Here is a 24,894-nt window from a genome sequence, read left to right as displayed (position 1 = left end):
TGATGTTATCAAAACGATTTAATAACAAGTAAGGATTAGCTATAAAAAAAGCCAACAATGCAGTTGGCTTCTGTGTATTTAAAAGTTTAGATAAATAATTTCAGTAAATAATATACTAAAGCAGCTAATAAAGCTGAAACCGGAATGGTCAAAACCCAAGCCCACAATAGTTTTACGGTTACGCCCCAACGAACAGCTGAAACTCTTTTAGTAACTCCTACACCAATTATAGAACCTGTAATCGTGTGTGTAGTCGATACCGGAATTTTAAAATGCTCCGTTGAAAACAAAGTTAAAGCACCGGCTGATTCGGCTACAACACCTTCAAAAGCAGTTACTTTAGTGATTTTAGAACCCATTGTTTTTACAATTTTCCATCCACCACTTAAGGTTCCTAAAGCGATTACAGTATAACAAGTTAGCGGAATCCAACCCGGCATTACGCCATCAACATGAACTCCATCTTTATCTGAAGGCAATACAACGTTTAAGTCTAACCAACCTGCAGACAAGTCAATATTTGGATTTGATTTAATATATACAGCAACCGCAGCTGCTATAATTCCCATTACTTTTTGCGAATCGTTTCCACCATGTCCTAAACTGAAGGCTGCTGAAGATAACAACTGCATTCTCTTTAAAACCTTCTCGGCTTTAGCAGTAGAAAAACTACTGAAAAACAAATTAAAAATCGCCAAGCTATAGAAAATTATCGCCACCAAAAACCATTTAATGTTAGACGGTTCGCTAACGATATACCAGAATTTATTATGAAACAACGCTTTTTCAGGCTCAACATCAAATTTTAAAACAGTGCTTAAAAACCATCCAACCAACACCATCAAAACACCTGTTAAAACTTTTGGCCATACATTTTTTCTCGAAGAATACATCAACCAAAGTGAAATGAAATAAGAGATCAACATTCCCAACAATGGTGCAAATACGATAAACAGAATAACAATGAATACACCTGAAGGCAATAGCTCACCTTCTTTAGCATCCTTCAACCAGTTTACAATTTTAAATCCGGCATGCTCAGGATCGGTTACATCACGGAAACCATGCGCAATCGCTGCTCCGGCAAATCCACCAATTAAAGTATGAGATGATGAAGATGGAATTCCTTTCCACCAGGTAACGAGGTTCCAAATAATGGCCGCGATGACTCCGGCTAAAATCACCGTTAAGTCAATACTGCTGGTATGAGCTGTTTTGGCAACCGTATCGGCAACTCCAAAACCAAAAACCCAATACGCCATAAAGTTGAAAAGCGCAGCCCAAAGCACAGCCTGAAAAGGGGTCAAAACCTTTGTCGCTACAATCGTTGCAATCGAATTGGCCGCATCGTGAAAACCATTGATGTAGTCAAATACTAAAGCAAGAAAGATAATAATTAATAATAAAGTAAAATCCATAAAAGCCTATTTTGATTAAAACTATTTATGAGTGTTTTACTGAAATTTGTTCCATTACATTCGAAACGCTTTTGCATTTGTCTGATGCCATTTCCAATGCCGAAAGTACTTCTTTATATTTAATAACATTTTTAGCGTCAGTTTCATTCTCAAAAATATCAGCAACCGCTTTATCAAAAACCGAATCTGCTTTGCTTTCTAATTTGTTGATTTTTTTGCAGGTGTCTTTTATCGCTTTGTGATTCATGTCTTTCAATTCCTTGATTCCAACACCAATTAATTGACAAGCTTCCAAATTAATTTCAGTTAATTTACGAATCGATTTTGTGATTTTCTCTACTTGGTACAAACGCATTCTACTGGTTGCACCATGCATATTATCGGCAACATTATCAATAGCTTTTATTAATGAGTGAATGTCTTCTCTGTCAAAAGGTGTAATAAAGTTTCTGCTTAATTCAAGATGTGTTTTATGGGTAATCTCTTCAATTACAGCTTCAAGCTCTTCTACTTTTCTGAAAGATTCTTCTCTTTCGGTTTTTGGTGCATTCACTAATTCGTGAACTGTTTCCGCTAATAAGATTAAATTTGTTGAGGCTTGTTCAAATAAAGGAAAGAATTTTTTATCCTTTGGAACTAAAAATTGGAAAATGTTATTTAAAGTCATTTTGTTTGTTTTTGATGCTGCAAAGGTATCTTTCTTATGTTAACTCAATATTAACTTATCGATTCAATAAAGTACCCAACTTTACAATTTGTTAACATTAATTTTTTCTCCATTAGTAGCACAGCATTATCTTTTTCAGGATGTAAAGTCCCGCTGTCCATTATATCTTTTATCCTGAAACAAGTTCAGGATAAAAGGATGCCATTACCATCGGGGCTAAAATTCACGACTTGCTGTTTTTAAGATAATTTTGAAAACGTTTTCGTATTTTAGCACACACTAAACGAAGCGCAAATATACAACCCATGGATATCGACTTCAATAAAAACATTTGAGATTAAGAGGAGGAAGCCCTGTGGGCTTCAGGTACACGAACTTTAGTTCGTTTCCTAAACTATAGTTAAGTATTTAGAATATTAATCAGGGAATATTAGATATAAATCATGGACATTAACTTCAATATAAACGAAGATCACAACAAACTTTTATTAACCAATTTAAAAAGTCAATTTGCTAAAGTAAAACTGGGTGGCGGTGTCAAACGCATCGAAAAACTCCACGCCGAAGGCAAAATGACAGCGCGTGAACGCATCGATTATTTGCTTGACGAAAAAGCCAAAAGCATCGAAATTGGCGCTTTTGTCGGCGACGGAATGTATGCCGAACACGGAGGCTGCCCTTCCGGCGGTGTTGTTGTAAAAATGGGTTATATCAAAGGAAAACAATGTATAGTAGTTGCCAATGATGCAACGGTTAAAGCCGGCGCATGGTTTCCAATTACTGGTAAAAAGAACCTTCGGGCACAGGAAATCGCGATGGAAAATCGCTTGCCTATAATTTATTTGGTTGATTCTGCCGGAGTCTATTTACCAATGCAGGATGAAATTTTTCCCGACAAAGAACATTTCGGACGCATATTCCGAAACAATGCTATCATGAGCAGTATGGGAATTACCCAAATTGCAGCTGTCATGGGAAGTTGTGTTGCCGGTGGTGCCTATCTTCCAATTATGAGCGATGAAGCAATGATAGTAGATAAAACCGGAAGTATTTTCCTTGCGGGAAGTTATTTGGTAAAAGCGGCGATTGGTGAAAATATCGATAACGAAACGCTTGGCGGAGCCACAACACACTGTGAAATTTCAGGCGTTACCGATTATAAAGCCAAAGACGACAAAGACGCTTTAGACCGAATTAAAAGCATCGTCGGAAAAATTGGCGATTATGAAAAAGCAGGTTTCAACAGAGAAAAACCCCAAAAGCCTCAGTTAAAAGAAGAAGACATTTACGGTCTTATTCCAAAATCAAGAAGCGACCAATACGACATGATGGAAATCATCAAACGCCTGGTTGACAATTCCGAAATGGATATGTACAAACCCGATTACGGAAAATCAATAATTACCTGTTATGCCCGAATTGACGGTTGGGCAGTCGGAATTGTAGCCAATCAGCGTACGGTTTCCAAAACCAAAAAAGGAGAAATTCAATTTGGCGGCGTAATTTATTCGGATTCAGCCGACAAGGCGACACGTTTTATTGCCAATTGCAACCAAAAGAAAATCCCGTTGGTATTTTTGCAGGACGTTACCGGATTTATGGTTGGTTCCAAAAGTGAACATGGCGGAATCATTAAAGACGGAGCCAAAATGGTCAATGCGGTTTCCAATTCGGTTGTGCCAAAATTCACTGTGATTGTTGGTAATTCGTATGGCGCAGGAAATTATGCCATGTGTGGAAAAGCATATGACCCAAGATTAATATTCGCCTGGCCAAGTGCTGAACTTGCCGTAATGGGTGGAACTCAAGCCGCAAAAGTATTAGCACAAATAGAAGCTTCATCCTTAAAAGCCAAAGGCGAAACCGTAGACGAAAAAGTAGAACAAGAACTTTTCGATAAAATCAAAGCGCGTTATGATGCACAGGTTTCTCCTTATTATGCCGCAGCGCGACTTTGGACAGACGCGATTATTGATCCGTTAGAAACGAGAACATGGATTTCAATGGGAATAGAAGCTGCTAACCACTCTCCTATTGAAAAGAAATTTAATTTGGGTGTGATTCAGGTTTAATAGTAACAAAACTAAAATCAGTCCTACTAATGTTTTAGATTTTCTATTCTTATTCCATGAAAAAAATACTTGCACTAAGTTTTATCATAAGCAGTTTGCAACTTCTTTCTGCCCAAGAAACAACAACCCGTAAAGACACGCTTCAAGGCGGATTGCGACCGGAACGAACTTGTTTTGATGTGTTGCACTATGATTTGAACATCAAGATTAATCTGGAAGAGAAATCAATAGTTGGCTATAACAACATTAGCTTTAAAGTAGTCAATGCTACTTCAAAAATACAATTGGATTTATTTGCAAACATGCAGGTAGATTCTATCGTTTTCAACACTAAAAAATTAAATTATAAAAGAGAATTCAATGCCGTTTTTATTGATTTCCCTTCCGCTTTAACTCCAAAATCTGAACAGAGTTTGAAGTTTTACTATTCCGGAAAACCAATCATTGCTAAAAATGCGCCTTGGGATGGCGGATTTACATATTCAAAAGACAGAAACGGAAAACCATGGGTTGCTGTTAGCTGTGAAGGCATCGGAGCCAGTTTATGGTATCCTGTAAAAGATTCTCAAAGCGATGAACCCGATTTTGGTGCAACAATAAAAGTAGCTGTTCCAAATGGGTTGATGAATGTGTCCAACGGAAGATTCATTGGTAGCGTCCCGCTAGAAGAAAACGGGATAAAAAATGGTTACACACGTTGGGATTGGGAAGTCAAAAACCCAATAAACACCTATTCGATAACCGTAAACATTGGTGACTATGTAAATATTCACGAAAACTACAAAGGCCTTGATTTAGATTACTATGTTTTACGTGACAACGAAACCGCTGCCCGAATGCATTTTGAAGAAGTAAAACCCATGATGGATTGTTTTCAAAGTAAGTTTGGTACTTATCCTTTTGCCGATGACGGATACAAATTGGTGGAAACTCCTTATTTAGGTATGGAACATCAAAGTGCAATATCTTATGGTAATAAATATGTAAACGGTTATTTAGGAGTCGATAGATCGGAAACCGGAATTGGGTTGCTTTTCGATTATATCACTATACACGAAAGTGGACACGAATGGTTTGGTAACAGCATTACATCTAAAGATACAGCCGATATGTGGATACACGAAGGATTTACAACCTACACCGAATCCGTTTATATCGAATGTCAATATGGTTATGATAAAGCGCAACAATACATCAATGGTTGTAAATTAAATATTGAAAATCTAAGTCCGATTATTGGTACTTATGGTGTGAATAAAGAAGGTTCAACCGATATGTATGAAAAAGGGGCTATACTATTAAACACGCTGAGACACATTGTAAACAACGATGATAAATGGTGGAAAATACTATTGAAATATTCCGAAACATTCCGTCATAAAATTATTGACACAGAAACAGTTGTCAACTTTTTTAATACCGAAACAGGAATGAATCTGACTCCTGTTTTTAATCAGTATTTGAGATATGCTGCCATTCCGAAACTTGAATTGAGAAAAAACAAAAGCAATTTAGAATTTCGCTGGAAAACAGATGAAGCTAAATTCAATATGCCGGTTGATGTCAAAATCAAAGGAAAAAAATACCGACTTTACCCATCAAATAATTGGAAAAAAACAAAATATAGTGTCAATAAAATTCAAGATGTCGAAATTCTGACTAATGATTTTTATATCAATGTTGAATAATACATCCATAACTTTATTGCTGTAATCTTTTATATCTAATTAAAAAATAGTAACTTAGATTAAATTTTAAACTTTGTTATTATGGATACTTCAGTAAAAGGTTTGAACAAATGGGCCAATGCACACTCTACATTTTGGTTTGATGCCATCAGAATTATTTTAGGTATTTTTTTAATTTACAAAGGCGGCTACTTCGTCAGTAACAGTAGAGATTTTGAAGATTTAATTGCTCCCGCAAGTAATTTTATGGGAGGTATGCTTACTTTCCACTACATCGCAGCAGCTCATATAATGGGTGGTATTATGATTGTTTTCGGATTGCTAACCCGTTGGGCTTTAATAGCACAATTGCCTATTCTTGTTGGTGCAGTTTTAATAAATTTCATCGGAGAGATGAATGTTGCCAACTTAATCATTTCATTAGTAACCTTAGCTGTTAGCTTTTTTTATACCGTATACGGCAGCGGAAAACATTCAGCCGATTATTATTTTAAAATGCAAAAATAATTTACTTAAAAATAAAAACGTCCCAAATAATTGGGACGTTTTTATTATTCCATTGTTTCTTTCCTCAAAATTTTTCCTGTTGTCGTTTCTTTAAACTTGGGAATAAAAACCACTTCTTTTGGCTTTTCATATTTGTCTAAAGATTCATAAATAGAACTATCAAGCTCGTATTTATCGCCTTCTATAACCAACACTACTTTTTCTCCTAATTCATTATCAGGTTTTGAAGCAATGAAAAAACGTTGTTGAATTTTACTGCCAAGCTTACCTTCTATTTGCTCCGGAATTAATTTGATTCCACCACTATTGATAACATTATCCATTCTGCCAAGAAAAATAAATTGATTCTCATTAACCAATTCAACAATATCATTAGTCACAATAACTTCAGGCGAAATTCTTGGTGCGTGAATAACCAGACAATTTCTGTCATCATACGAAATCGTAACATAAGGCAAAACCGTAAAGGCTTTTTCTCCCAGCTTTCTGGCTGCGATATGAGTAATAGTCTCAGTCATACCGTAGGTTTCATAAACTTCAGTAGGTAATTTTAATAGTTGCTTTTCCAATGCTTTATTTACTGCCGCACCACCAACAATCATCTTTTTCACTTTCTTCAATTCAGCTATTGAATTTTGAGCCTGCAATGGCACCATTGCTACAAAATCAAAATCAATTTCGTTGTTTGCTAATGGATGTGCGCTTGGAGCCACAAACTCTAAATCGAGTCCCAATATCATAGCGCGAACCAACATCATTTTTCCGGCTACGTATTTTACAGGCAAACATTGCAGTGCTTTATTACCTGGTTGCAATTCAAAAAAATCACCAGTTGCCAATGCCGAATCTACCATGGCTTGCTTACTGACAGAAATTGTTTTTGGTGCTCCGGTTGTTCCCGAAGTTTCCATTTCAATAAAACTTTTACTATCAAACCAGTCTAATAAAAAATCCCCAACCGGTTTTTCAAAATCTTCGCCTTCTTTGATAAAACTGTACGCCACACGACATAGGTCTTCTCTATCGAGATGAAATCCATTCAACTTGAATAAATTATGCACATTTTCATAGGTTGGACTACTCATTATTTTCTGTATTTTGGATTGGTTCTATAACTTCAATTCTAATCGTTCCGGTCAGTTTTTCTTTCCAATTGGTCCAATTATATTTTTTACTAAAGATAAATAATAGTAGTGGAAAAATAATAAAGATAGGTACCAAAATTTCAAATCCTGCTGACGGTTCAGAAACATCTTTAAAAATCGAATTCGTTTGAAAAGCCGACCAATCGGAAGTAATCAATAAAGCACCAACTAGGTTATTCGCTGCATGAAAACCAAGCGCTAATTCCATTCCTTCATCCATCAAAGTTATAATGCCAAGAAAAAAACCTGTTCCTATATAATATACCAAAACAATATAACCCATTTTTTCCACTTCCGGATTGGCAATATGCATAGTTCCAAAAATAACCGAAGTCATTACCAACGGAAACCATCTGTTTTTTGTCAAAACGGCAAATCCCTGCATCAAATAACCTCTAAAAACATATTCTTCTGTACTGGTTTGAATCGGAATTAAAGCAATTCCGATAATGGCCAAAATTAAAAACGGAATAGGTTTAAAATTATAAACAAAATCAGCCGGACTCAAATAAACCATGAGCAATGTTGAAGCAACGGTAAAAATTGCCCAAAGTGAAAACGAAAAAAAGACTCTTTTCCAATCCACTTTTTCCCGGGAAGTAGTGACCGACAAGACGGTTTGCTTGTGGAAATATTTAATCACTAAAACTATGGCAACAAAGGCAACCGCAAATGAAAACAATAACAGAAATAAAGTTGTGTTTAATGATAAAAAAGTCATTACATCAGTTTCTGTCCTTGGAAAAGGCTTTCCTGTTTTGAATGATTTAATCAGAATGCCAATAACTAAAGGCAATTGACCTATCGTTGAAGCAACAAAAATTATAAGTGAACCAACTAAATACATCCAAAATTTATTTGTTGGTAAAAATCCCTTTTCTAAAAACATAGCTTTTTTGTTTCGCCTAAATTAACTTTTTTCTTTTAAAATATATTACTTTGTAAAAAAAATATGTTGCAAATACTTCATAATCCAAGATGCGGAAAATCGAGAAACTGTTTGGCCTTTGTGACCGAAACTAACACTGCTTTTGAAATCATCAATTATCTTGAAAACACTTTATCTGTTAATGAACTTAAAGCATTGATTAAGAAACTGAAAATAAAGCCTATCGAATTAGTTCGTCAAAAAGAAACGATATGGATTGAAAACTACAAAGGCAAATCGCTAACAGATACTGCAATTATAAAAGCATTAGCCAAACATCCTATTTTGATAGAAAGACCAATAGTTATTAATGGAGATAAAGCTATAATTGGCAGAGAAATTGACAAGCTCGAGAATTTTCTGAAATAAGTTTTAACAAAGATTTGTGAAAAGTGGTTTAAACCGCTCCGTATTTTTGCAGTCTTTAAGCTAGTTAAAAATATTTTCATGAAAAAAAATCAGTTCATTTTATCAGTTCTTGTACTACTTATATCAATAACCGTCTTCGGGCAAGAAAAGCCTGCACGTGCCAAAGTCACAATCACTGGAAAAATTGTCGAAAAGACTAGTAAACTACAACTTGAATACGCTACAGTAACTTTTAAAAACACTAAAAACCCAAAGTTAATCTTTGGTGGAATTACCGATAACAAAGGCGATTATGCTATTGATGTTGTACCTGGAGTTTATGACATCACTTTAGAATTTATTTCGTTCAAACCAACTACCATTAGTCAAAAACTACTGAATCAAGCCACGAATTTGGGAACTACGGCTTTGGAAGAAGATGCTACCCAACTTAACGAAGTGGTTGTTCGTGCCGAAAAATCTACCGTTGAAATAAAACTGGATAAAAAAGTATATAACGTTGGTCAGGATATGATTGTAAAAGGAGGAACTGCCAGCGATGTATTAGACAACGTCCCATCTGTTACCGTTGACGCAGAAGGAAATGTAGCTTTACGTGGTAATGATAATGTGAAAGTACTTATCGACGGAAGACCATCAAATGCTATTAGCATTGCTGATGCACTTAAATCTATTCCGGCTGATGCTTTGGATAAAGTAGAAGTAATCACCAATCCATCGGCACGCTATGATGCTGAAGGTGGCGGTGGAATCATAAATATTGTACTGAGAAAAGGTAAAAATCTCGGTCTAAACGGAACTGCCATAGCAACCGCAGGCGATCCTGAAACCTACGGATTAACCGGAACCATAAATTACAAAACAAAAGAATTTAACTTGTTTACTACACAAGGTTATAATTATCGTAATAACCCCGGAAATGCATTCACTGATTCAAGATATTTGAACTCCGATAATACTACCAGAGATTATATGAATGAAACAAGAGAGAATGAAAGATTGAACAAATCTTATAATGCTAATTTTGGAATGGATTGGTTCTTAAGCGAGTCGACTACTTGGACCAATATATTTAATTACAGAAGAAGCAGTGGTGATAACCTCGACAATGTTCTCCAAAATTATTATGACGTAAATTATGATTATACTTATACAAGAAACCGAATAAACGAAGAGGATAGTAAAAGTAGAAATGTAGAATTCAATACAACCTTAACTAAGAACTTCAAAAAAGACGGGCATAAATTAACCATCGATGGTTCTTTTTCTACTAATATCGACAAAAATTTAGCTAAAATTACAGATACGTCAACAGCTAACAGCACAATTGGTATCGATGAAACGCTAAACAATCAAGTACAAAGCAGAAATACCATTCAGGCAGATTATGTGCTGCCAATCGGAAAAGGAAGCCAGTTTGAAGCAGGTTATCGCGGTAATTTTATGGCAAATACAACTGATTATGCCGTTGATGAAAATGGCATTCCGGTTCCAAACTTCACAAACACATTACAATACAAAGAAAAAGTAAATGCGCTTTATACGCAGTACGGTTTCAAAATCAAAAAATTCTCAACGCTATTAGGACTTCGTTGGGAAGATTCAAATATCGATGTAAACCAATTGGTAACAAACGATTTCAACAATAAAAAGTACAACAACTTTTTCCCAAGCGCTTTCTTCACTTACGAAATCGACGATAAAAGCAGTACTTCTTTAAGTTACAGCCGAAGAATCCAAAGACCAAGAGGAAGACAGTTGAATCCGTTTAACAACTTATCAAGCAACGTAAATATTTTTGTTGGAAATCCCGATTTAGATCCTGCCTTTACTGATGCAATTGATTTGGGTTATCTAAAACGTTGGGACAAAGTTACATTCAACACGTCATTGTATGTAAATAAAACAACCGATGTTTTCCAGTTTGTGAGAAGAGAAACAGGAACTTTCGAAAACGGAATTCCGGTTATTATTTCATCGCCAATTAACTTAGCAACAGAGTATAGAAGCGGATTTGAATTCACCTTAAATTATTCTCCATACAAATGGTGGAAATTAAACGGAAATTTTAATTATTTCTACATCGAAACGGATGGTGACTATAATTACACCGACTTTAACAATAATTTGGTTAATCAAAACTTTGATTTTAAAACAAGCTCATGGTTTACGAGACTTTCTTCTAAAGTATCGTTGCCATACAAAATCGATTGGCAAACCAACATGACTTATAACGGAGAACAAAAAAATGCACAGGGAAGTTCACTTGGTGTGTTTAGCATGAATTTGGCTTTCAGTAAAGATGTCCTTAAAGACAAAGGAACAGTTGCCCTTAATATCAGCGATGTATTCAATTCGAGAAAAAGAATTATGGACACTTATCTTGCCGGAGTTGTAGAATCACATAGTGAAATGCAATGGAGAGTAAGACAAATCAATCTGTCATTTACCTACAGATTCAATGTTCAGAAAAATGAAAAAGACAAAAGACCAAAAGGTGGTCAACAACAAGATGACAACGGGGATTTCCCCGGATAATCAAAAGAAAAAAGCCCCGAAATTCGGGGCTTTTTCATAAACAAAAACTTAAAATTAAGCTTGTTCTGCGTCTCTTTTTGCTTTTCTTTCCTGCAATAATTCTTTAACACCTCCGTAGATCCAAAAAGGAACAACGAAAGTTACCAAGAACATCATCAACCAAAAACCAATGGTTAAAATGGTTAAGAAAGCTAAGAAACCTAAATACTGTTGAAATTCAAACATGTTTTCCGGAATTTTTTTGAATTATACGCAAATGTAAGCTGAATATTTAAGCTAACCAAAAACAAAATCAATTTTTATTAACTACTTTTTATCACTAATTTTGCAATGCTTTTTTAGGAGCTGTTTCCCGCTTTCCGCGCTACATGGTAGCTAGCTGCAATCGGGGCTAGTTTCAAAACTACTTTATTAACAACATAATCATTACAAAATGGAATACAGAATAGAAAAAGATACTATGGGCGAAGTTAAAGTTCCAGCCGATAAATATTGGGGAGCACAGACCGAACGTTCCAGAAATAATTTTAAAATTGGGCCATCAGCATCAATGCCAAAAGAAATCATAGAAGGTTTTGCTTATCTAAAAAAAGCTGCCGCTTACGCCAACTGCGATTTGGGGGTTTTATCTACCGAGAAACGCGATGCCATAGCTGCCGTTTGCGACGAAATCCTAGCCGGAAAATTAGCTGATGAATTTCCATTGGTAATATGGCAAACCGGTTCAGGAACACAAAGCAATATGAACGTGAATGAGGTCATTGCAAATCGCGCTCAGGTTTTAGCCGGATTCAAAATTGGCGAAGGCGAACAAGTAGTAAAAGCCAATGACGACGTAAACAAATCACAATCCTCAAACGATACATTCCCAACAGGAATGCACATTGCCTGCTATAAAGCGGTTGTAGAAACTACAATTCCCGGAGTTGAAAAACTTCGCGACACGTTAGACGCAAAAGCAAAGGAATACATGAACGTAGTGAAAATTGGAAGAACGCACCTTATGGATGCAACTCCATTAACACTTGGTCAGGAAATTTCGGGTTATGTTGCTCAATTAAACTACGGAATCAAAGCCTTAAAAAATACACTTTCACATTTATCAGAAGTTGCCCTTGGTGGAACTGCAGTTGGAACAGGATTAAATACGCCAGCTGGTTATGATGTAAAAGTAGCCGAATATATTGCCAAATTTACCGGACATCCTTTTGTAACAGCTCCAAATAAATTCGAAGCATTGGCTTCACATGACGCAATTGTCGAAGCTCACGGTGCATTAAAACAATTAGCCGTTTCTTTAAATAAAATAGCAAATGATGTTAGAATGTTGGCTTCGGGTCCACGTTCTGGAATTGGGGAAATCCTAATTCCGGAAAACGAACCAGGTTCATCTATTATGCCCGGAAAAGTAAATCCAACACAATGCGAAGCTTTGACTATGGTTTGCGCTCAGGTTATTGGTAATGATGTTGCAATTGCTGTTGGTGGCATGCAAGGTCATTATGAACTGAATGTTTTCAAACCGGTAATGGCAGCCAACTTTTTACAATCGGCTCGTTTACTTGGTGATGCTTGTATTTCTTTTGACGAACATTGTGCAAGCGGAATCGAACCAAATCACAAACGAATCAAAGAATTAGTTGATAATTCATTAATGCTCGTAACCGCTTTAAATACTAAAATTGGCTATTACAAATCGGCCGAAATTGCACAAACAGCGCATAAAAACGGAACAACTTTAAAAGAGGAAGCCGTTCGATTAGGTTATGTTTCTGCTGAAGATTTTGATGCCTGGGTAAAACCGGAAGATATGGTTGGCAGTTTGAAATAGTTCAACTTCGACATAATTAAATAAAAAAAATCCCGATTTACATCGGGATTTTTCGATCTGTCAAAATCAAACAAAACAATAATCAAACTATTTTTTCTTCATAAACATATTGGTGTAATATTTTCTTCCGGTTGTTTCATCAACTGTTACGGATATACCCAAATGAGTGTAATTACCTTCGATGTTGTCTTTGTGAGCCGGGCTGTTTAACCAGGCACTCATAGCGCTTTCTGCGGTTTGGTAGTTGTAAGCAATGTTCTCGCCTACTGTTGCAGCTCCTAATACTTGGATTAGGTTGTTAGATCTTTGTTGAAAATAATCGTGGTTTACAACCGAATTATCGATCATATAAATATTGTGCTCTTGTGATTTGTAAGAGATGTGATTGATAACTTCAAGTCGGTTCAATCCAATACTTGCACGATAATCATTGATAAGTGTTACAAGTCTCAACTCGGTGTCATTGTAATTGTAGGTAGTTACAATTTTGTTGTCTGTTGAAGTTTCTTCTGAAGCGTCAGAAGAACAAGATACCATAGTGAACACGATTGCTAACGGCAACAATGCTCTAAACATTTTTGCTTTCATAGTAGTAGGTTAAGTTTTTAATAAAGTAGATGTGGGGCAAACACTTTATTTCGATTAATATTGACAGTTTTTAATAAAGTAGATGTGGGGCAAACACTTTATATATTTTATTTTTAAGAACGTATTGTTTGTTTTCGTTAGACAATTCTACAACTTTTGCCGTTTAAAGTACAAATAAAATCGATAAAATACATCTTTTTTAATTTACTAAAGGTATTTTTCCTACTTTAATGCATTTCATCGATAGTTATTTTAACTGTTCACAAAACTAAAAAACCACTCCAAAGAGTGGTTTATATAATTTAGCGTAATAGTTATACAATTTAAGGGGAAAGTCGGTCAATCTTCCAACCGAAATCGTCCTGAAGTTGGTATCTAATCCTATCGTGCAATCGATTTGGTCTTCCCTGCCAGAATTCTACTGCTATTGGTCGAACTAAAAAACCACCCCAATATTCCGGTCGTGGAATTTCTTTCCCTTCATAAGCCGATTCTAATTCCTTTAGCTTATCATCCAAATAATCTCTTGACGGAATGACTTCACTTTGCGGAGAAACTATGGCTCCTAATTTACTTCCATCTGGCCTTGAGCCAAAATAATTATCTGAAATGGTTTCCGAAGTTTTCTCAGCTATTCCTTTAATAATAACTTGTCTTTCCATACTATGCCAAAAGAATGATAAGCAAATATTAGGATTGTTTAGAATGGCTTTTCCTTTCTCTGAATTATAATTGGTATAAAATATAAAGCCTTCCTCATTGAACTGTTTAAGTAAAACCACTCTCGATTTTGGAAAACCATCCAAGCCAATGGTTGCAACAGTCATAGCATTGACCTCATCCACTCCACCACACTCTTTGGTTTCATGAAACCATCGGTGAAATAAATTGATTGGATCTTCCGGAATAGCATTTTCCAGAAGCTGGCTTTTCTCGTAGGACTTTCTGTAATTGCTTAAGTCTTCCATTTTACTTTTTATTTATCAATACAAAATTAATTTAAAATTCAAATGTTTTGCCATCATCGGCAAGTAATACATCTGAATAAATTGTTTCTGCTTCTTGTCGGAACAAATCAATCGTATCGTATCGAGTGCTGTAGTGTCCTAAAATTAATTGCTTAACATTTGCTTTTGCTGCAATAGCCGCTGCTTGTTTTGCAGTACTGTGCATCGTTTTCTCGGCTTTGTCAGCTTCCGATTCTAAAAATGTTGTTTCGTGATACAACATATCACAATTTTCAATTATCGGAATTATCGATTCGTCGTACATCGTATCGCTACAAAACGCATAGCTTTTAGGTTGGATTGGATCAAAGGTTAATTCGTCATTTGGAATTACAGTTCCATCATCCAGCGTGATATCTCTTCCGTTTTTAATTTTTTGATAATAACAAGTATCAATTTTATATTCCTGAACAGCATCGACATTCAGTTTTCTGTCGCCAACTTTTTCCTGAAACAGAAATCCATTAGTATATATTCTGTGTTTTAACGGAATTGTTTTAACGACAACCTTTTCATCTTCATAAACTATCTCGCTCTCTTTAGAATCCAATTCATGAAAATATAAATTATAGCCAGTATAGGAATTCGAATAGCGCAACTGAAGCAATACAATTTCCTTTATGCCTTTTGGTCCATATACATGCAAATCAGTTTGGCGGTTGAGTAACATAAAAGTCGATATCAATCCAACCAATCCATAAAAATGATCGCCGTGTAAATGCGAGATAAAAATATGATTGATTTTGGAAAACTTGAGTTTGTTTTTGCGCAACTGCACTTGAGTTCCTTCTCCGCAATCTATTAAGAACATTCGGCTTCTAATTTCCAGGACTTGCGAAGTCGGATTAGTTATGGTTCGTGGAGTTGCTGCATAACAGCCAAGAATGGTTAGCTTCATTATATCTATTAAAATCCTAAATCGCGTTCTATCTCATCCATTTCTATGATGTCATGAGCTTCTAAAATTGTGGGAACAAGCGTAATGTTTTTTGGAACAGCATTAAAATTTACATTATTAGATACGAGTACAAACGACTTCTTTGCTTTGGTATGCGTTTTACTCAAGTCGGAAAAAAGCTTTATATCGTCCATAGTCAATGCTTTATCATGCGATAAATCAACTATTAAGTTTTGTGATTTAAAGCTATTGTATTCGTGGTGCAACTTCTGATAAAACTCGGCTGTATTGCCTTGGGTGTTTCTAATAATTGTGGTATGTCCTTTTTGTTCAACTTTCATTTTGAGAGCAAAATTATATTATGATGCTAATTTACTAAGATTTTGTCACTAATCCTTGCTTTGTTGCTCCGATAATCAATTTGATGATGTAGTTCATGGAAAATTATGGTTTTTCATCGATGAAATACCTGTTTTTTTAACATTTTATAGACGAACTGCATAAAAAAAACGTTGAAAACCCTTGAATTCATTGATTTTGTCGATTAAACGACTTTTAAGGTTAGTTATCGAAAATATTTTCAGTCGGAGAAGTGTTGGTGTAGTTTTGAATCAGAAATAACAACGAAACCAAATCACCATGAAAACAACTACTAACAACAGAACTCAAACAAACATCAAATTATTTGTTGCTTTTGTATTATTAGTTTTATCATCAACTGGAGCTTTTGCTCAAACAAACACTGCTAGTGTTGTTGCAACTACTTCAACTGAGGTTTCTGTTTCTAACGAAGTAAAAACGGTTATCGCTACTGATAAAGCTGTTGCTTCTACTTCAATGGATTTCGCAGTTTGGTTTATGGGTTCTAAAAAAACTACAAATGATGCATCAAACGGAACATTCAGCAAAAAACAATTAATTAACTCTGGTATCAATACCAACAGTGTATTAATCAGATCTTTCTTGAAAAAAGTAAGCACTCAAGGAAACGCAGTCGCATAATTATTTTTTAATATATTTTGGTTAGTTTAGGAAATAAAAAGTCCCGATTAAAATCGGGACTTTTTTATGCTTTTATTTGAAATGCTATTACTTTGCTTTTAAAGCTTTGTATTTATCAGTCATTTCGAGTGCATTGTAAACACTTAATAAAGTTTTCTTTGCTGCATCATTATCGGGTTTCAATTCAAATGCTTTTTCAAGATAAGGAAGCATTGATTTAAAATTTTTATTTCTTTCTGCTTTGATTACTTCATATCTTTTATTGTCTTTTTCAGAAGTTCCTAATTTGTTCATTTCTGTGACAAATTTTTCATCAGCTCTTAATAGCAATTCCGATAAATTAAGTAATGCATTAAAATAATTTGGGTCTAATTCAATTGCTCTTCTATAATATTTTTCGGCGTCTTCAAGCTTATTTGCATTACCACTAACTACTCCAAGGTTATAAACCAAATCTACATTATTTGGATTTTTTTGCAATGCTTCATTCACTAAACGGGTATAATTATCATAATCTTTAATCTGCAAATACAATTCAGCTTCAGTTATAATCAAACCGTTGTCTTCAGGATTGGCTTTTCTTGCTTCAGCAACTGCTGCTCTGGCTTCATCAACTTTCCCTTTTTCAACAAGAATCAATGCAATGTTTTTATAAACTGTTCCTGCTTTAGAAGGTATTTTTTCTTCTCTTGGCTTTGTATGTGAACCGGCTTTTATGGCTAAATCACGTAAGTCTTTGTTACCACCAAAATTTTCTTCCACTTTAGAAGTTGTATTGAAAGCAAAATAAATACTTCTTTCTCCTGTATATTTAAGTCTTTTTAACTCATTGTAATATTCCAATGCTTTATCTAAATCCTCAGCATTAGCAGCATAACTTGCAGCGTAAAATAAATTGTCCTGGTCATTTTTATCTAATTGATAAGATGCATAAAGAACTTCTGAAGCTTGCTTGTATTGCTTTGCATCTGCAAGTGCAATAGCAACTTCTATAATTATAGGTTTCACAAAAGCTACATTTTTTGCTATATCATCTGAGTAAACTCTTTTCCCTATCTTCCTTTCATAATCTAAAGTAGCATTGTAAACGTTAGCTAATTCGGTAATAGATTTCGGGGTAAAAAATTTAGCAAATTGAACTTGATTTGCAGTTGGTCCAAGCAATGCCATTTCAATCTTAGGTTCACTTACCTTATAGTAGTTATAAGAAATCTTATCACCTTCTTCTGTTGCAAGTGAAGCCAGCTTATCTAAATTGGCTTTATAATCCGACAAATCACTAGCTGAAGGTGATTCTTTTTCATAAATCTTTTTTAATTTTTTTAACTCATCTTTTTGGGCAAAAGATGAAACTGAAACTAATACTGCCGAAGCAAGTATAATGCGTTGTAATCTCATTTTTTTTTATTTTTAATTTATAAATAAAATCACCAATTAAAATAAGCTAATTGGTGATTTTTGGTTTTTATTCATCATCCTCAGAATCGTCTTCAGCATCATCATCTTCTACGATATCGTCGTCATCTTCTTCATCTTCATCAACAGCCGAGCCGTCATCTTCAAGTACTTCCATTACCGGTTTTACTCTTTCAATAGTATCGTCAACAATTACATTTCCGTCTTCATCGAGTTCTTGTTCTTCATCTTTCATTACTTTGGTTACCGCCGCAATAGAATCGCCTCCTTTAAGATTAATTAATTTAACCCCTTGTGTAGCACGTCCCATTACACGCAAATCTTCAATAGCCATTCTGATTGTTAAACCAGACTTGTTGATAATCATTAAATCATCAGCATCGGTTACAGCACTAATAGAAATTAGTTTTCCTGTTTTTTCTGTAATGTTAAGCGTTTTTACTCCTTTTCCACCACGGTTTGTAATTCTGTAAACATCTTCACCATCATCATCAACCAATTTGGTACGCTTACCATATCCGTTTTCGGTCACCACTAAAATCTGTGAATCATTGATGTCCTCCTTGTCTACAGTAACCATGCCAATCACTTCATCGGTTTCATCTTTTAAGGTAATTCCACGTACTCCCGAAGCAGTTCTTCCCATCGGTCGCGTTTTAGTTTCCTCAAAACGAACTAGTTTTCCGGACTTAACAGCTAGTATAATTTGGCTTTCACCATTGGTTAATTGTGCTCCTAACAATTCATCGTCTTCTCTGATGGTGATTGCTGCAACTCCGTTAACTCTAGGTTTAGAATACTTATCTAAAGAGGTTTTCTTAACCTGACCTTTTTTGGTAACCATAATAAGGTTGTGGCTATTTGTATATTCTTTATCTTTTAAATCCTGTGTACAGATAAATGCTTTTACTTTATCATCAGATTCGATGTTGATAAGGTTTTGCAACGCTCTTCCTTTCGCGGTTTTGCTTCCTTCCGGAATTTCATACACACGCATCCAGAAACATTTTCCTTTTTGTGTAAAGAACATCATGTATTGATGGTTGGTTGCCACATACATATGCTCAAGGAAATCCTGATCTCTTGTTCCTGCGGATTTTTGTCCAACTCCACCTCTATTCTGTGTTTTGTATTCCGATAAGTTAGTACGTTTGATATAACCTGCATGCGAAATGGTGATTACTACATTTTCATCGGCAATTAAATCTTCGATACTTACATCTCCACCTGAATATTCAATTAGAGAACGACGTGCATCGCCATATTTATCTTTGATTTCTACTAACTCTTCTTTAATCAATTCCATTCTCAGGTCTTTGTTGGCTAACAAATCTTTCAAACGTTGAATTAATTTCATGATTTCTTCGTATTCCGCTCTTAATTTGTCTTGTTCAAGGCCGGTTAACTGACGAAGACGCATTTCAACAATAGCACGAGCCTGAATATCTGACAAATTAAATCTTTCGATTAATTTAGCTCTTGCTTCATCTCCGTCTTTAGAAGCTCGAATCAATGCGATTACTTCATCGATATTATCCGAAGCAATGATTAAACCTTCTAAAATGTGCGCTCTTTCTTCCGCCTTGCGCAATTCAAATTGCGTTCTTCTAACCACAACATCATGACGGTGCTCAACGAAATAGTGAATCAAATCTTTTACGTTCAACATTTGTGGTCTTCCTTTTACCAGCGCAATGTTATTAACGCTAAAAGAAGATTGCAATTGTGTAAACTTGTATAGGGTATTCAAAACTACGTTTGGAACTGCATCACGTTTCAATTCATAAACAATACGCATTCCGTTCCTATCCGATTCATCACGAATGTTTGAAATACCTTCGATTTTTTTCTCGTTAATAAGGTCAGCCGTTTTCTTAATCATTTCGGCTTTATTAACCTGATACGGAATTTCAGAAACTATGATACATTCTCTCCCGTTAGCTTCTTCAAAACTTACTTTGGCCCGAATAACGATTCTTCCTCTTCCTGTTTTGAATGCTTCGCGAACACCTTCCATTCCGTAGATGGTTCCTCCGGTTGGAAAATCAGGTGCTTTGATGTGTTGCATTAACTCATCAATTTCTATATCATTATTATCGATGTAGGCTAAAGTTCCGTCGATGACTTCAGTTAAGTTGTGTGGCGCCATGTTGGTAGCCATACCAACTGCAATTCCTGATGCTCCATTGATTAATAAATTTGGAACACGTGTTGGCATAACCGTTGGCTCTTGCAGCGTGTCATCAAAGTTTAATTGAAAGTCAACCGTTTCTTTATCGATATCTGCCATAATGTCTTCCGACATCTTTTTCATTCTGGCTTCCGTATAACGCATCGCTGCCGGACTATCACCATCAATCGAACCAAAGTTACCTTGGCCGTCAACCAATAAATAACGTAAACTCCATTCCTGTGCCATACGAACCATGGCATCATAAACCGAAGTATCTCCATGTGGGTGATACTTTCCTAAAACTTCTCCAACAATTCTTGCGGATTTTTTGTGAGCTCTATTTGAAAAAACTCCTAAATCATACATTCCGTATAACACTCTTCTGTGTACTGGTTTTAGACCGTCACGCACATCAGGTAATGCTCTTGAGACAATAACTGACATCGAATAATCGATGTAAGCTGATTTCATTTCATCTTCGATGTTAATCGGAATTAACCTTTCTCCGTCAGACATATTTTATAAATTATTTAATAAAAATTACTTTTAATTCGAAACGTGCTAATATAGGCTAATTAAAAAAATTTAGATGCATTTTTTGACCACAAATTTCAATGATTTATTAACAAAATAGGGACGATTTTTGGTTAATAAGTTAGTTGTAATACCACTTTTATTATTGGCTTTTTTTTTGTCAATTAGCTGACAGTACATTTAGTCGGAATAGTTTTTGTTAGAATGATTCTGAATAACTAAATTTACATCACCAATACTATATTTATGGATGATAATTTTTCACCTAGAGTTAAAGACGTGATTACCTACAGCAAAGAAGAAGCTTTGCGTTTAGGTCATGACTTTATTGGGACTGAGCATTTGATGCTTGGTATTTTAAGAGACGGAAATGGTAAAGCAATTACTATTCTCAATAATCTTTCCATTGATTTGGAACATTTGCGAAAGAAGGTTGAAGTACTCAGCCCGGCGAATCCAAATGTGGAAATTAGTAACGAAAAGAAAAATCTACACTTGACTCGTCAAGCGGAACGTGCCTTGAAAACTACTTTTCTAGAAGCTAAAGTTTTTCAAAGTTCGTCTATCAGTACGGCACATCTATTATTGTGTATTTTAAGAAATGAGAATGATCCAACAACCAAACTACTGCATCGTCTGAAAATTGACTATAACGTAGTTAAAGAACAGTATTTAAATATGACACCAAACGAAGAAGATTTTAATGATAATTTGCCAACAAACGAATCGTCATACAATGATGACTCAGGACAAGATGACAGTTTGAAAGAAGGCAATTTTAATAATCCGGCGAACAAAACCAACAAAAAATCTAAAACGCCTGTTTTGGATAATTTTGGACGTGATTTGACCGAGATGGCAGAAGAAGGAAAACTCGATCCGGTAGTTGGTCGTGAAAAAGAAATAGAAAGAGTTTCTCAGATTCTTAGCCGAAGAAAGAAAAACAATCCATTATTGATTGGAGAACCTGGCGTTGGTAAATCTGCCATTGCCGAAGGTTTAGCGTTGCGTATCATCCAGAAGAAAGTATCCCGTATTTTGTTTAACAAAAGAGTCGTAACTTTAGATTTAGCATCTTTAGTTGCCGGAACGAAATACCGTGGACAGTTCGAGGAAAGAATGAAAGCCGTGATGAATGAGTTAGAGAAAAATGACGACATTATTCTTTTCATTGATGAAATCCATACTATCGTTGGTGCCGGTGGTGCAACAGGTTCGCTTGATGCTTCTAATATGTTTAAACCGGCGTTAGCAAGAGGCGAAATACAATGTATCGGTGCTACAACGCTAGACGAATACAGACAGTATATCGAGAAAGACGGTGCGTTAGAAAGACGTTTCCAAAAAGTAATTGTTGAACCAACTTCGGTGGAAGAAACCATTACGATTTTGAATAACATCAAAAACAAATACGAAGACCATCATAATGTTACTTATACTGACGAAGCTGTTGAAGCTTGTGTTAAGTTAACCAACAGATACATGTCAGAGCGTTTTCTTCCGGACAAAGCTATTGACGCGATGGATGAAGCAGGTTCACGTGTTCACATTACTAACATTGATGTTCCGAAACAAATTTTAGATTTAGAACGTCAATTGGAAGAAGTACGCGATTTGAAAAACTCTGTCGTTAAAAAACAGAAATATGAAGAAGCGGCCAAACTTCGTGATGATGAAAAACGTTTAGAAAAAGACCTTGCAATCGCCCAAGAACAATGGGAAGAAGATTCTAAAAGCAATCGTATCAAAGTTACCGAAGACAATGTTGCCGATGTGGTTTCGATGATGACCGGAATTCCGGTGAATAGAATCGCACAAACCGAAAGTAATAAATTGGCTCATCTTCCTGATTTAATTAAAGGAAAAGTAATTGGTCAGGACGAAGCCGTAATAAAAATCTCTCGTTCAATCCAAAGAAATCGTGCAGGTTTAAAAGATCCGAATCGTCCGATTGGTTCGTTTATTTTCTTAGGACAAACCGGAGTTGGGAAAACCCAGTTAGCCAAAGTTTTAGCCAAAGAATTATTCGATTCAGAAGATGCTTTAATCCGCATCGACATGAGCGAATACATGGAGAAATTCGCCATCTCACGTTTAATTGGCGCGCCTCCGGGCTATGTTGGTTATGAAGAAGGAGGACAATTAACAGAAAAAGTTCGTAGAAAACCATATTGTGTAGTGCTTTTAGACGAGATTGAAAAAGCACATCCGGATGTTTTCAATATGATGTTACAAGTTTTGGATGACGGTTATTTGACCGACAGTTTAGGTCGAAAAATCGATTTCAAAAATACGATTATCATCATGACTTCTAATGTTGGTGCACGTCAATTGAAAGATTTTGGTCAAGGTGTTGGATTTGGAACTGCAGCAAAAATTGCTTCCGCAGATGAGAATTCAAAAAGTGTTATCGAAAATGCTTTAAAGAAAACCTTCGCTCCTGAATTTTTAAACCGAATTGATGACGTAATTGTCTTCAATCCTTTAGAAAAACACGATATCGATTTGATTATCGAAATCGAATTAAAGAAACTATTTGGCAGAATCTCTGAATTAGGATATACTTTAAATCTTTCAGACAAAGCCAAAGCATTCATTGCCGAAAAAGGTTTTGACAAACAGTTTGGTGCACGTCCGCTTAAAAGAGCCATTCAAAAGTATGTTGAAGATGCTTTAGCTGAGGAAATTATCACTTCCAAAATTGCTACCGGAGATACCATATTTATGGATTTAGACGAGGCTTCTCAAGAGTTGACCGTTGCCATCCAAAAAGCTAAAAAATCTACGAGTTAAGAAATAATAAAGTAACTTTAAGCCACGAATTTTATTCGTGGCTTTTTAATTTTAAAACAATGATAAAAAACAAACATCTTTTAGTTCTCTTTTTTATAGCAATGATATTAGTTGTCATTGGCGCTTTATTCAAAATTATGCATTGGGAATTTGCTGGAATAACTGCTAACATTATGCTTTCTGTTGGATTATTATCCGAAGCCATAGTTATTGTGCTCTTGATACTCAAAATAACCAAAGATAATAAATCCGATTTTCTGAATAAATAATGAATGCTAGATAAATTATGAATAAAAACAGATTAGAAGCTTTTAGCGACGGCGTTTTAGCAATTATAATTACTATTATGGTTTTGGAATTCAAAGTTCCTGACAGCGTAAGTTATGAAGCCATTCGTCCATTATTGCATAAATTTCTGAGTTATATACTGAGCTTTATCTATGTAGGCATTTATTGGAACAACCATCATCACATGATGCACACGGTAAAAAGAGTTAATGGAAAAATTCTTTGGGCCAATTTGCATTTGTTGTTTTGGTTGTCACTGATTCCTTTCGCTACCGCATGGATTGGCGAGCACCACTTTGCTCCTTTCCCAATGATGTTTTACGGATTTGTCCTTTTGATGAATGGTCTGGCTTATTTTATTTTGCAAAATCTAATTATAAAACAACACGGTAATGATTCGCTATTGTCCAAAGCTCTAGGCAAAGATTACAAAGGAAAATCTTCTCCTATATTATATTTAATCGCCATTCTTTTTGCTTATAAATTTCCTGCAATCGCAGGCGGAATATACATATTCGTGGCTTTGATGTGGCTAATTCCCGATAGCAGAATTGAACGTATTTTCAATGAAGAATGATTTTCAAATAACCACCCGAGGCAAAGCCGAATTGTATGGAGCGCAGCGGAATAAAATAACCGAATAACCAAATGAACACACTTTCACAACTCATCATCGGATTTATTGCAGTCTTGCATCTTTACATTCTTTGGCTCGAAATGTTTGCGTGGACAACTCGCGGAAGAAAAGTTTTTAAAACCATACCCGAAGACCAATTTGAAAAAACAAAAGTCATGGCTGCAAACCAAGGCTTATACAACGGTTTTCTCGCTGCCGGATTGATTTGGTCGCTTTGCATTACTAATATTGATTGGAGTAAAAACATCGCTATCTTTTTCCTTTCCTGCGTATTGGCAGCCGGAATTTACGGCGCTATGACAGCTTCTAAAAGAATCTTTTTTGTACAGGCAGTTCCTGCTATTTTGGGATTGTTGAGTTTTATGCTGCATTTGAATTAATTCTTTATCAATAAC

At 35.5% G+C, this 24,894-nt stretch carries 22 protein-coding genes; 11 read left to right on the top strand and 11 right to left on the bottom strand.

The window, feature by feature from the left end:
• Positions 1-86: 86 nt before the first annotated feature.
• A complete protein-coding gene (locus tag L1S35_RS07160) occupies positions 87-1,418 on the bottom strand; it encodes an inorganic phosphate transporter (RefSeq protein WP_236398532.1) in 1,332 nt (443 codons plus the stop codon).
• Between the two features lie 25 nt (positions 1,419-1,443).
• Complete coding sequence (locus L1S35_RS07155) at positions 1,444-2,085, bottom strand: DUF47 domain-containing protein (protein WP_236398529.1); 642 nt, start codon at positions 2,083-2,085, stop codon at positions 1,444-1,446.
• Between the two features lie 443 nt (positions 2,086-2,528).
• Here L1S35_RS07155 and L1S35_RS07150 point away from each other — a divergent pair, with 443 nt between their 5' ends.
• From L1S35_RS07150 to L1S35_RS07140, 3 genes are all read left to right on the top strand, one after another.
• Complete coding sequence (locus tag L1S35_RS07150; protein WP_236398525.1) at positions 2,529-4,157, top strand: acyl-CoA carboxylase subunit beta; 1,629 nt, start codon at positions 2,529-2,531, stop codon at positions 4,155-4,157.
• A 56-nt stretch (positions 4,158-4,213) separates the two neighbouring features.
• Positions 4,214-5,845, top strand: coding sequence for a M1 family metallopeptidase (locus L1S35_RS07145; protein WP_236398522.1), 1,632 nt, complete (start codon positions 4,214-4,216; stop codon positions 5,843-5,845).
• An 81-nt stretch (positions 5,846-5,926) separates the two neighbouring features.
• Positions 5,927-6,352, top strand: coding sequence for a DoxX family protein (locus L1S35_RS07140; RefSeq protein WP_236398520.1), 426 nt, complete (start codon positions 5,927-5,929; stop codon positions 6,350-6,352).
• Between the two features lie 44 nt (positions 6,353-6,396).
• Here the strand turns inward: L1S35_RS07140 and L1S35_RS07135 are convergent, their stop codons facing one another.
• Positions 6,397-7,437 (bottom strand): AMP-binding protein, encoded by a 1,041-nt coding sequence (locus tag L1S35_RS07135; protein ID WP_236398517.1) that lies wholly within the window; start codon positions 7,435-7,437, stop codon positions 6,397-6,399.
• A complete protein-coding gene (locus L1S35_RS07130; RefSeq protein ID WP_236398515.1) occupies positions 7,430-8,386 on the bottom strand; it encodes a CPBP family intramembrane glutamic endopeptidase in 957 nt (318 codons plus the stop codon). Before L1S35_RS07130 ends, L1S35_RS07135 begins: the two co-directional genes overlap by 8 nt.
• A gap of 63 nt (positions 8,387-8,449) precedes the next feature.
• On the opposite strand from L1S35_RS07130, the gene L1S35_RS07125 reads away from it, so the two are divergent.
• Positions 8,450-8,794: an ArsC/Spx/MgsR family protein gene (locus tag L1S35_RS07125; RefSeq protein ID WP_236398511.1), complete on the top strand. Its 345-nt coding sequence runs from the start codon at positions 8,450-8,452 to the stop codon at positions 8,792-8,794.
• Positions 8,795-8,872: 78 nt separating this feature from the next.
• Entirely contained in the window at positions 8,873-11,332 is a 2,460-nt protein-coding gene (locus tag L1S35_RS07120; protein WP_236398508.1) for a TonB-dependent receptor, read from the top strand.
• A gap of 54 nt (positions 11,333-11,386) precedes the next feature.
• On the opposite strand, the gene L1S35_RS07115 is transcribed toward L1S35_RS07120, so the two are convergent.
• Positions 11,387-11,557: a hypothetical protein gene (locus L1S35_RS07115; protein WP_168710299.1), complete on the bottom strand. Its 171-nt coding sequence runs from the start codon at positions 11,555-11,557 to the stop codon at positions 11,387-11,389.
• A 208-nt stretch (positions 11,558-11,765) separates the two neighbouring features.
• Here L1S35_RS07115 and fumC point away from each other — a divergent pair, with 208 nt between their 5' ends.
• Positions 11,766-13,163, top strand: coding sequence for a class II fumarate hydratase (fumC, locus tag L1S35_RS07110; protein ID WP_236398505.1), 1,398 nt, complete (start codon positions 11,766-11,768; stop codon positions 13,161-13,163).
• Positions 13,164-13,250: 87 nt separating this feature from the next.
• Here fumC and L1S35_RS07105 read toward each other — a convergent pair whose 3' ends face one another.
• From L1S35_RS07105 to L1S35_RS07090, 4 genes are all read right to left on the bottom strand, one after another.
• Positions 13,251-13,751 (bottom strand): CAP domain-containing protein, encoded by a 501-nt coding sequence (locus tag L1S35_RS07105; RefSeq protein WP_236398503.1) that lies wholly within the window; start codon positions 13,749-13,751, stop codon positions 13,251-13,253.
• A 323-nt stretch (positions 13,752-14,074) separates the two neighbouring features.
• Positions 14,075-14,719, bottom strand: a complete 645-nt coding sequence (gene pdxH, locus L1S35_RS07100; RefSeq protein WP_236398499.1) for a pyridoxamine 5'-phosphate oxidase — start codon at positions 14,717-14,719, stop codon at positions 14,075-14,077.
• A 31-nt stretch (positions 14,720-14,750) separates the two neighbouring features.
• Complete coding sequence (locus L1S35_RS07095) at positions 14,751-15,656, bottom strand: ribonuclease Z (RefSeq protein ID WP_236398496.1); 906 nt, start codon at positions 15,654-15,656, stop codon at positions 14,751-14,753.
• Between the two features lie 8 nt (positions 15,657-15,664).
• The gene (locus L1S35_RS07090; protein WP_236398493.1) at positions 15,665-15,997 is read right to left on the bottom strand and encodes a ribonuclease Z; all 333 of its coding nucleotides are present in this window, start codon (positions 15,995-15,997) and stop codon (positions 15,665-15,667) included.
• 298 nt (positions 15,998-16,295) lie between these two features.
• On the opposite strand from L1S35_RS07090, the gene L1S35_RS07085 reads away from it, so the two are divergent.
• On the top strand, positions 16,296-16,658 hold the full coding sequence (locus L1S35_RS07085; protein ID WP_236398490.1) for a hypothetical protein: 363 nt from the start codon (positions 16,296-16,298) through the stop codon (positions 16,656-16,658).
• An 87-nt stretch (positions 16,659-16,745) separates the two neighbouring features.
• Here L1S35_RS07085 and L1S35_RS07080 read toward each other — a convergent pair whose 3' ends face one another.
• Both L1S35_RS07080 and gyrA read right to left on the bottom strand, forming a co-directional pair.
• Entirely contained in the window at positions 16,746-18,056 is a 1,311-nt protein-coding gene (locus L1S35_RS07080) for a tetratricopeptide repeat protein (protein ID WP_236398488.1), read from the bottom strand.
• 67 nt (positions 18,057-18,123) lie between these two features.
• On the bottom strand, positions 18,124-20,763 hold the full coding sequence (gene gyrA / locus L1S35_RS07075) for a DNA gyrase subunit A (RefSeq protein WP_236398485.1): 2,640 nt from the start codon (positions 20,761-20,763) through the stop codon (positions 18,124-18,126).
• A 264-nt stretch (positions 20,764-21,027) separates the two neighbouring features.
• Between gyrA and L1S35_RS07070 the strand changes: the two genes are divergently transcribed.
• The 4 genes from L1S35_RS07070 to L1S35_RS07055 all read left to right on the top strand — a co-directional run bounded on the left by L1S35_RS07070 (position 21,028) and on the right by L1S35_RS07055 (position 24,879).
• Positions 21,028-23,574, top strand: coding sequence for an ATP-dependent Clp protease ATP-binding subunit (locus L1S35_RS07070; protein WP_236398482.1), 2,547 nt, complete (start codon positions 21,028-21,030; stop codon positions 23,572-23,574).
• A gap of 59 nt (positions 23,575-23,633) precedes the next feature.
• The gene (locus L1S35_RS07065; protein WP_236398477.1) at positions 23,634-23,843 is read left to right on the top strand and encodes a GldL-related protein; all 210 of its coding nucleotides are present in this window, start codon (positions 23,634-23,636) and stop codon (positions 23,841-23,843) included.
• A 17-nt stretch (positions 23,844-23,860) separates the two neighbouring features.
• Positions 23,861-24,439 carry a TMEM175 family protein gene (locus tag L1S35_RS07060; RefSeq protein WP_236398473.1) on the top strand — a complete coding sequence of 193 codons (579 nt, stop codon included), beginning with the start codon at positions 23,861-23,863 and terminating at the stop codon, positions 24,437-24,439.
• A gap of 71 nt (positions 24,440-24,510) precedes the next feature.
• Positions 24,511-24,879, top strand: a complete 369-nt coding sequence (locus L1S35_RS07055; protein ID WP_236398468.1) for a DUF1304 domain-containing protein — start codon at positions 24,511-24,513, stop codon at positions 24,877-24,879.
• Positions 24,880-24,894 lie beyond the last annotated feature (15 nt).

This window comes from Flavobacterium anseongense, assembly GCF_021608185.1.
Taxonomy (GTDB): Bacteria; Bacteroidota; Bacteroidia; order Flavobacteriales; family Flavobacteriaceae; genus Flavobacterium; species Flavobacterium anseongense.
Note: the sequence above shows the minus strand (reverse complement) of the source record. Positions and strands in the feature narration are given on the sequence as shown.

Excerpts from the sequence above, each read along its gene's own strand:
- L1S35_RS07160 (WP_236398532.1), bottom strand. The coding sequence starts at position 1,418 with ATGGATTTTACTTTATTATTAATTATTATCTTTCTTGCTTTAGTATTT.
- L1S35_RS07155 (WP_236398529.1), bottom strand. The coding sequence starts at position 2,085 with ATGACTTTAAATAACATTTTCCAATTTTTAGTTCCAAAGGATAAAAAA.
- L1S35_RS07150 (WP_236398525.1), top strand. The coding sequence starts at position 2,529 with ATGGACATTAACTTCAATATAAACGAAGATCACAACAAACTTTTATTA.
- L1S35_RS07145 (WP_236398522.1), top strand. The coding sequence starts at position 4,214 with ATGAAAAAAATACTTGCACTAAGTTTTATCATAAGCAGTTTGCAACTT.
- L1S35_RS07140 (WP_236398520.1), top strand. The coding sequence starts at position 5,927 with ATGGATACTTCAGTAAAAGGTTTGAACAAATGGGCCAATGCACACTCT.
- L1S35_RS07135 (WP_236398517.1), bottom strand. The coding sequence starts at position 7,437 with ATGAGTAGTCCAACCTATGAAAATGTGCATAATTTATTCAAGTTGAAT.
- L1S35_RS07130 (WP_236398515.1), bottom strand. The coding sequence starts at position 8,386 with ATGTTTTTAGAAAAGGGATTTTTACCAACAAATAAATTTTGGATGTAT.
- L1S35_RS07125 (WP_236398511.1), top strand. The coding sequence starts at position 8,450 with ATGTTGCAAATACTTCATAATCCAAGATGCGGAAAATCGAGAAACTGT.
- L1S35_RS07120 (WP_236398508.1), top strand. The coding sequence starts at position 8,873 with ATGAAAAAAAATCAGTTCATTTTATCAGTTCTTGTACTACTTATATCA.
- L1S35_RS07115 (WP_168710299.1), bottom strand. The coding sequence starts at position 11,557 with ATGTTTGAATTTCAACAGTATTTAGGTTTCTTAGCTTTCTTAACCATT.
- fumC (WP_236398505.1), top strand. The coding sequence starts at position 11,766 with ATGGAATACAGAATAGAAAAAGATACTATGGGCGAAGTTAAAGTTCCA.
- L1S35_RS07105 (WP_236398503.1), bottom strand. The coding sequence starts at position 13,751 with ATGAAAGCAAAAATGTTTAGAGCATTGTTGCCGTTAGCAATCGTGTTC.
- pdxH (WP_236398499.1), bottom strand. The coding sequence starts at position 14,719 with ATGGAAGACTTAAGCAATTACAGAAAGTCCTACGAGAAAAGCCAGCTT.
- L1S35_RS07095 (WP_236398496.1), bottom strand. The coding sequence starts at position 15,656 with ATGAAGCTAACCATTCTTGGCTGTTATGCAGCAACTCCACGAACCATA.
- L1S35_RS07090 (WP_236398493.1), bottom strand. The coding sequence starts at position 15,997 with ATGAAAGTTGAACAAAAAGGACATACCACAATTATTAGAAACACCCAA.
- L1S35_RS07085 (WP_236398490.1), top strand. The coding sequence starts at position 16,296 with ATGAAAACAACTACTAACAACAGAACTCAAACAAACATCAAATTATTT.
- L1S35_RS07080 (WP_236398488.1), bottom strand. The coding sequence starts at position 18,056 with ATGAGATTACAACGCATTATACTTGCTTCGGCAGTATTAGTTTCAGTT.
- gyrA (WP_236398485.1), bottom strand. The coding sequence starts at position 20,763 with ATGTCTGACGGAGAAAGGTTAATTCCGATTAACATCGAAGATGAAATG.
- L1S35_RS07070 (WP_236398482.1), top strand. The coding sequence starts at position 21,028 with ATGGATGATAATTTTTCACCTAGAGTTAAAGACGTGATTACCTACAGC.
- L1S35_RS07065 (WP_236398477.1), top strand. The coding sequence starts at position 23,634 with ATGATAAAAAACAAACATCTTTTAGTTCTCTTTTTTATAGCAATGATA.
- L1S35_RS07060 (WP_236398473.1), top strand. The coding sequence starts at position 23,861 with ATGAATAAAAACAGATTAGAAGCTTTTAGCGACGGCGTTTTAGCAATT.
- L1S35_RS07055 (WP_236398468.1), top strand. The coding sequence starts at position 24,511 with ATGAACACACTTTCACAACTCATCATCGGATTTATTGCAGTCTTGCAT.